The 7,725-nt window shown below is 47.1% G+C and carries 5 protein-coding genes; 4 read left to right on the top strand and 1 reads right to left on the bottom strand.

All coding sequences use genetic code 11. The features are described from left to right. The first annotated feature begins 155 nt into the window (after positions 1–155). The 4 genes from glyQ (at position 156) to CAG69_RS19080 (ending at position 6,935) form a co-directional block, all read left to right on the top strand. Entirely contained in the window at positions 156–1,073 is a 918-nt protein-coding gene (gene glyQ, locus CAG69_RS19095) for a glycine--tRNA ligase subunit alpha (RefSeq protein WP_006743179.1), read from the top strand. A 12-nt stretch (positions 1,074–1,085) separates the two neighbouring features. Next, a complete protein-coding gene (gene glyS, locus CAG69_RS19090) occupies positions 1,086–3,152 on the top strand; it encodes a glycine--tRNA ligase subunit beta (protein WP_161445695.1) in 2,067 nt (688 codons plus the stop codon). A 217-nt stretch (positions 3,153–3,369) separates the two neighbouring features. Further along, a complete protein-coding gene (locus CAG69_RS19085; RefSeq protein WP_161445681.1) occupies positions 3,370–5,454 on the top strand; it encodes an alpha-amylase in 2,085 nt (694 codons plus the stop codon). Between the two features lie 227 nt (positions 5,455–5,681). Beyond that, positions 5,682–6,935: a valine--pyruvate transaminase gene (locus CAG69_RS19080; protein ID WP_161445679.1), complete on the top strand. Its 1,254-nt coding sequence runs from the start codon at positions 5,682–5,684 to the stop codon at positions 6,933–6,935. 85 nt (positions 6,936–7,020) lie between these two features. Here CAG69_RS19080 and CAG69_RS19075 read toward each other — a convergent pair whose 3' ends face one another. Beyond that, complete coding sequence (locus tag CAG69_RS19075; protein WP_005458680.1) at positions 7,021–7,458, bottom strand: Hsp20 family protein; 438 nt, start codon at positions 7,456–7,458, stop codon at positions 7,021–7,023. Positions 7,459–7,725 lie beyond the last annotated feature (267 nt).

Raw genomic sequence — 7,725 nt, 5'->3', positions numbered from 1 at the left:
ATCAAGATTAGCTCTACTCCCATGCTCAATATCTGGTTATACTAGATTGTTAATTTATTCAACCGTAATTACTCTTTATCGCCGTTGTTAGAGTTGAAAAACTCGGCATAGATGACGAATTAACGAGTAACAAGAGAATCGCGCGAACCTGACTTATGCAAAAATACGATATCAAAACCTTCCAGGGAATGATCCTCGCGCTGCAGGATTATTGGGCTCAAAATGGTTGTACCATTGTTCAACCGCTAGATATGGAAGTGGGTGCGGGTACCTCTCACCCAATGACCTGTCTACGAGCGCTTGGCCCAGAGCCAATGTCGACAGCTTACGTACAACCTTCACGTCGTCCTACTGATGGCCGTTACGGTGAAAACCCTAACCGTCTTCAGCACTACTACCAATTCCAAGTAGCGCTAAAACCATCGCCTGACAATATTCAAGAGTTGTACCTTGGCTCCCTTGAAGTTCTTGGTATTGACCCTCTTGTACACGACATCCGTTTCGTAGAAGACAACTGGGAAAACCCAACACTAGGCGCATGGGGTCTAGGCTGGGAAGTTTGGCTAAACGGCATGGAAGTGACTCAGTTTACTTACTTCCAACAAGTTGGCGGCCTTGAGTGTAAACCAGTCACTGGTGAGATCACTTACGGTATCGAACGTCTAGCAATGTACATCCAAGAAGTAGACTCTGTTTACGACCTAACTTGGAACATCGCGCCAGACGGCAGCAAGGTGACTTACGGTGATATCTTCCACCAAAACGAAGTAGAGCAATCGACTTACAACTTCGAGCACGCAGACGTTGAATTCCTATTTGGTTTCTTCGAGCAGTGTGAGAAAGAGTGTAAAGAGTTGCTTGAGCTTGAAAAGCCACTGCCATTACCTGCTTACGAGCGCATCCTAAAAGCAGGTCACGCATTCAACCTACTAGACGCGCGTAAAGCGATCTCAGTAACTGAGCGTCAGCGTTACATCCTGCGCATTCGCGATCTGACTAAGTCAGTAGCAGAAGCATACTACGCATCGCGTGAAGCTCTTGGCTTCCCAATGTGTAAGAAAGAACAAGCGTAAGGGGTAGAGAACATGGCAAAAGAATTTCTAATCGAGCTAGGTACAGAAGAGCTACCACCAACGCAACTTCGTACGCTAGCTGAAGCATTCGCAGCAAACTTCGAAGCAGAACTAAAAGGCGCTGAGCTAGCTCACGAAGGCGTAAAATGGTTTGCGGCTCCTCGTCGTCTTGCACTTAAAGTCGCGGCACTAGCAGAAAGCCAGTCTGACAAAGTGGTTGAAAAGCGTGGTCCTGCGGTTTCTGCAGCGTTTGACGCGGAAGGCAACCCAACCAAAGCAGCTCAAGGCTGGGCACGCGGTTGTGGTATTTCTGTTGACCAAGCAGAGCGCATGGTTACAGACAAAGGCGAATGGCTACTGTTCAAACAAGAAGTGAAAGGTCAGCCAACGTCTGAGATCGTTGTTGAACTTGCAGCGAAAGCACTAGCAAACCTACCTATCGCAAAACCAATGCGTTGGGGTAACAAAACGACTCAATTTATCCGTCCAGTTAAGACGCTAACCATGCTAATGGGCAGCGACCTAATCGAAGGCGAGATCCTTGGTGTCGCTTCTGACCGCACTATCCGTGGTCACCGCTTCATGGGTGAACAAGAGTTCACTATTGATTCTGCTGAGCAATACCCTGCAATCCTAGAAGAGCGCGGTAAAGTTATGGCAGATTACGAAGCACGTAAAGCCATCATCCTAGCTGACGCACAAAAAGCGGCAGCAGCGGTTGGCGGTATCGCTGACCTAGAAGATGACCTAGTAGAAGAAGTAACGTCTCTGGTTGAATGGCCAGTGGTACTAACAGCGAAGTTTGAAGAAGAGTTCCTAAAAGTGCCTTCTGAAGCGTTGGTATACACCATGAAAGGTGACCAAAAATACTTCCCTGTTTACGACGAAAACAAGAAGCTACTACCTAACTTCATCTTCGTATCGAACATCGAATCAAAAGAGCCTCGTTACGTAATCGAAGGTAACGAGAAAGTGGTTCGCCCGCGTCTTGCTGACGCAGAGTTCTTCTTCAATACAGACCGTAAGCGTCCGCTTATCGACCGTCTGCCAGAACTAGAACAAGCGATCTTCCAAAAGCAACTGGGTACGATCAAAGACAAAACAGACCGCATCACAGAACTTGCTGGCTACATTGCTGAGCAAATCGGTGCTGACGTTGAGAAATCAAAGCGTGCTGGTCTACTAGCAAAATGTGACCTAATGACCTCAATGGTATTCGAATTCACGGATACTCAAGGTGTGATGGGTATGCACTACGCTCGCCACGACGGTGAAGCAGAAGAAGTTGCAGTAGCACTGAACGAGCAATACATGCCTCGTTTCGCAGGTGATGAACTGCCATCAAACGGTGTTTCAACTGCAGTTGCAATGGCAGACAAGCTAGACACTATCGTAGGTATCTTCGGTATTGGTCAAGCGCCTAAAGGCAGCGATCCATTCGCACTACGCCGCGCATCTCTAGGTGTACTACGTATCATCGTTGAATACGGCTACAACCTAGATCTTGTTGACCTAGTAGCGAAAGCGAAGTCACTGTTCGGCGACCGCCTAACCAACGACAACGTTGAACAAGACGTTATCGAGTTTATGCTTGGTCGTTTCCGTGCTTGGTACCAAGACGAAGGCTTCAGTGTAGACATCATTCAAGCGGTACTAGCGCGTCGTCCGACGAAACCAGCAGACTTCGACCAACGAGTTAAAGCGGTTTCTCACTTCCGTGAACTAGAAGCAGCAGAGTCTCTAGCAGCAGCGAACAAACGTGTAGGTAACATCCTAGCGAAATTCGACGGCGAACTAGCAGCAGACATCGACCTAGCACTTCTACAAGAAGATGCAGAGAAAGCACTAGCAGAAAGCGTTGAAGTGATGACAGAAGCGCTAGAGCCAGCATTTGCTACAGGTAACTACCAAGAAGCCCTAAGCAAGCTAGCTGACCTACGTGAACCAGTGGATGCGTTCTTTGATAACGTAATGGTAATGGCAGACGACGAAGCACTTAAGAAGAACCGTCTGACACTACTAAACAACCTGCGTAACCTGTTCCTACAGATCGCAGACATTTCTTTGCTTCAAAAGTAATTCATTGCTCTTCGAAGTGATTAAGAAGTAAGTAAAAGGGAAGCAGATGCTTCCCTTTTTTGTTGCCTTCAAACCGATGAAGGTGATGCTTATTATTCATTTTGTGAACAAGACGAAAATTTGTAGGGTGAGACGCGTTTAACTTGTTGGTGTAGAGCTCGGATTGTAGAGGCACAGTTTTGCTATAACTGGACTGTTTATTCGGGGGAAGGACACAATGAAAAAAACAATTCTCGCACTCTCTATCGGTCTACTGAGCGCCTGCAGCCAGATTCCAGAAAATGCCATCGTATTAAGCGTTGGTGATGATACCGCTGTTTTTGAGGAAAACTCACAGGGCTTACTTGTCGCCGAGCAAAAACTCGAAAAAGGCAGCTACACCTTTACCATTGCCGACAGTAATCAAAGCTGTGGAAGTAGCTTTGCCCTAGCAAAAGAAGATCGCATTAAGTTCAATCGTCCATTAAAAATGGATAACTGCGCCACTGATGCACAAATGCCGCTGCGCATCTTCAAAGCCAATACCTATCAATTTACGCTCAATCCAACCACCAATGAGCTAACTGTAAAAATCAAACCAAAACAGAGTCAGGACATCACCTACTCTTGCCCTGTCGCAACTGACGCGCCAAAAACCATCAATGTTGCTCAAACCTTTAATGATGGCACTGTCGTTCGCGATGCCTTAACCGGACAAGAAGCCACAGTCGCCAATGGCAGCGTCACCATGCAGCCGGGTCCTATGAGCCAAGGTCTATTGCTGCTAGAAGAAGTTGAACAGCAAGCCGACAAACCGTTCAGTTGGGACAATGCGACGGTGTACTTCGTCATGACTGACCGCTTCTATAATGGCAACCCAGACAACGACAACAGCTACGGTCGCAGCAAAGACGGAAAATATGAGATTGGTACCTTCCACGGTGGTGACTTAGCGGGTCTAACGAAAAAACTCGATTACATCGAATCACTTGGTGTGAATGCTATCTGGATAACCTCACCACTGGAACAGATCCACGGCTGGGTTGGCGGCGGCGATAAAGGCGACTTTAAGCACTATGGCTACCACGGCTACTATCACCAAGATTGGACCAAGCTTGATGCCAACATGGGTACCGAAGATGAACTAAAAACCTTCGTCGATACAGCGCATAAGAAAGGCATTCGCGTGATTTGGGATGTAGTCATGAACCACACAGGTTATGCGACATTAGCAGACATGCAGGAATTCGGATTTGGTCAGCTTTACCTTGATGACCAAGAAGCCAAAGAAGTCCTTGGTGAAAAATGGACCGACTGGCAGCCAAAATCAGGACAAAGCTGGCATAGCTTCAACGACTACATCAAATACGGTGATAGCGAAGCGTGGGAAAAGTGGTGGGGCAAAGATTGGCTTCGCACCGACATTGGCGATTACGATGCGCCGGGATACAACGACATCACCATGTCTTTGAACTACCTACCGGATCTCAAAACCGAATCGACTCAGAAAACCGGATTACCAAACTTCTTCCGCAATAAAGACACCAATGCGCAAGATGAGCTGCAAACCCCGCGTGAGCATCTGATTACGTGGTTATCCGACTGGGTACGTGACTATGGCATTGATGGCTTCCGCGTCGACACCGCTAAACACGTTGAAATGGAAGCGTGGGCAGAGTTGAAAGCCAGCACCACTCAAGCGCTTGCCCAGTGGAAGCAAAACAATCCAGACAAAGCACTAGATGACCTGCCATTTTGGATGACGGGTGAAGTGTGGGCACACAGCGTGGTGAAGAGCCCATATTTCGATAACGGCTTCGATTCCATAATCAACTTCGAGTTCCAATCTGACGTAGCACCAAAAGCACTGAAGTGTTTCGCTCAACTTGATAATGATTACCGCCGTTATGCAGAACGCATCAATACCGATCCTGAGTTCAACGTGTTGAGCTACCTGTCTTCACACGATACACAGCTGTTTTGGTCAGCGCGCAGCCGCAGCTTTGATGACCAAGCTCGTGCAGCAAATGCACTGATGCTGGCTCCCGGAGCAGTACAGATCTATTACGGTGATGAGATAGCTCGTGATTTTGGCATTACTGGTTCAGACGCCCACCAAGGCACACGCTCAGATATGCCATGGGATAAGATTCATGGCGAGCGTGAAGATCTGCTGCAACATTGGCAAAAGTTGGGTGAATTCCGTAAACGCCACCCAGCGGTTGCGCAAGGTAAGCACATCACTCGCAATCAAGAAGGTTACTACGCGTTCGAACGCCAATACCAAGACGACAAAGTGCTGATCGTCTACACTGGCGAATAGCCGATTCACTCCACCAGCAAGGGAAGCATAAGCTTCCCTTTTTTATTGCTCTTTTTGCCTTTTTATCTCGTACCTCTGGTCTGATGACACACTTTTTTCTTTTTCGGCTTAATTCACACTTTGCGTTAATTACGCATTGAGGTAAGGTCAAGGATTACTCGATAAGCCGATAAAACATCGGCACAAACATACACAAAGCAATCACAATGAATTAGGTATCAGTCAGCATGCAGTTCTCAAAGTTTGGTGAAAAATTTAATCAGTATTCAGGTATCACGCAGTTAATGGACGATTTGAATGATGGTCTACGCACACCAGGTGCCATCATGCTCGGTGGAGGCAACCCAGCCGCCATTCCTGCCATGCTCGATTACTTTCACCAAGCCAGTGAGGAAATGCTCGCCAGTGGCGAACTCGTCGCCGCACTCGCCAACTACGATGGACCGCAGGGTAAAGATGCGTTCGTGAAAGCGCTGGCTCAGTTATTCCGTGAAACTTACGGTTGGGAGATTTCAGAGAAGAACATCAGCCTAACTAACGGCAGCCAAAGTGGCTTCTTCTACTTGTTCAACTTACTCGCAGGTAAACAGCCAGACGGTTCGCATAAGAAGGTGCTACTGCCTATCGCGCCTGAGTACATCGGCTATGGTGATGCTGGCATTGATGAAGATATTTTTGTCTCTTACCACCCAGAAATCGAGCTGTTAGATAACGGATTGTTTAAATATCACGTCGATTTTGAACAGCTAACCGTCGACGATTCTGTTGCGGCAATCTGCGCATCTCGCCCAACCAACCCAACGGGTAACGTACTGACAGACGAAGAAGTGCGTAAACTGGACAAACTCGCACGTGAAAACAACATCCCACTGATCATCGATAACGCCTACGGCTTGCCGTTCCCGAACATTATCTTTGAAGATGTCGAACCGTTCTGGAATGAAAACACCATCTTGTGCATGAGCCTATCCAAACTTGGCTTGCCTGGCGTGCGTTGCGGGATTGTGATTGCGAGTGAAGAAATCACTCAAGCGTTAACCAATATGAACGGCATCATCAGCCTAGCACCAGGCAGTGTGGGTCCAGCGCTGGCAAACCACATCATCGCTAAAGGCGACCTGCTTAAACTGAGTTCAGAGGTGATTAAGCCGTTTTACAAGCAGAAGTCGCAACGTGCGGTTGAACTGCTGCAAGAAGCGATTACCGATGAGCGCTTCCGTATTCACAAACCTGAAGGGGCGATCTTCTTGTGGTTATGGTTTGATGAACTGCCAATAACAACAATGGAACTGTACCAACGCTTGAAAGCGCGTGGGGTATTGATAGTCCCGGGTGAATACTTCTTTATTGGCCAGCAAGACGAATGGGACCACGCTCATCAGTGCTTACGCATGAACTACGTTCAAGACGATGAGATGATGCAGAAAGGGATTGCGATTATCGCGGAAGAAGTTGAAAAGGCTTACCAGCAAGGTCTGTAATACGAAGCAATCGCTTCGGCTACTCCAATTAAAAAGAGCGCCAACTGGCGCTCTTTCTCACTCTATAAGGCAAATAACTTGCTGATTAGTTGCTTTCTAGCAGGTTGTTGCCACCGATAGCAATTTTACGTGGTTGCATTGCTTCTGGGATTTCACGAACCAAATCAATATGTAATAAGCCGTTTTCCATTGATGCGCCAGTCACTTTTACATAATCCGCTAGCTGGAATTTACGTTCAAAGTCGCGCTCAGCAATGCCTTGGTACACGTAATTTTTGCCTTCTTCTGCTTTGCGTTCGCCCTTCACAATCAACATGTTTTCGTTTTGAGTCAGATCGAGTTGGTCTTCAGAGAAGCCAGCAACGGCCATAGTAATACGGTAGTTATGCTCGTCTTTTTGCTCAATGTTGTACGGAGGGTAACCGCCAGAAGTATTTTTCGCTGTATTCGCTTCCATCAGGTTTAGCAGACGATCAAAGCCAATTGCATTACGGTATAGTGGTGAGAAATCTACGTTACGCATAAATCTATCCTCTTAATTAAGCAATAGTCTTAGTTCGGATGAACTTCATCCTACTGGCGTGTTTATGCAAAAACCGACGCCGAACTAAGAGATTCTTATCATTCCACTGGCCTTGGTTTGGCTCGGAGACATGATATTGAATCTAAAGTTTTAAGTTGTGTGCTAAAACACCATATCCTCTTTTGAGCGATCTCGTTTTAGCGATTCCAGAGGGCTGTCTTCTAGTCTCTAGCAAGTCAGTCATCCTCTTCACAACTAGATATAAGG

Origin of the sequence: Vibrio sp. V43_P6S15P86, from assembly GCF_009904725.1 — a bacterium.
GTDB classification, from domain to species: Bacteria; Pseudomonadota; Gammaproteobacteria; order Enterobacterales; family Vibrionaceae; genus Vibrio; species Vibrio diabolicus.
This window is presented reverse-complemented; position numbering and strand designations above follow the sequence as displayed.

What these genes read in the sequence shown, in the direction of transcription:
- glyQ (WP_006743179.1), top strand. Translation starts at nt 156, where the DNA reads ATGCAAAAATACGATATCAAAACCTTCCAGGGAATGATCCTCGCGCTG.
- glyS (WP_161445695.1), top strand. Translation starts at nt 1,086, where the DNA reads ATGGCAAAAGAATTTCTAATCGAGCTAGGTACAGAAGAGCTACCACCA.
- CAG69_RS19085 (WP_161445681.1), top strand. Translation starts at nt 3,370, where the DNA reads ATGAAAAAAACAATTCTCGCACTCTCTATCGGTCTACTGAGCGCCTGC.
- CAG69_RS19080 (WP_161445679.1), top strand. Translation starts at nt 5,682, where the DNA reads ATGCAGTTCTCAAAGTTTGGTGAAAAATTTAATCAGTATTCAGGTATC.
- CAG69_RS19075 (WP_005458680.1), bottom strand. Translation starts at nt 7,458, where the DNA reads ATGCGTAACGTAGATTTCTCACCACTATACCGTAATGCAATTGGCTTT.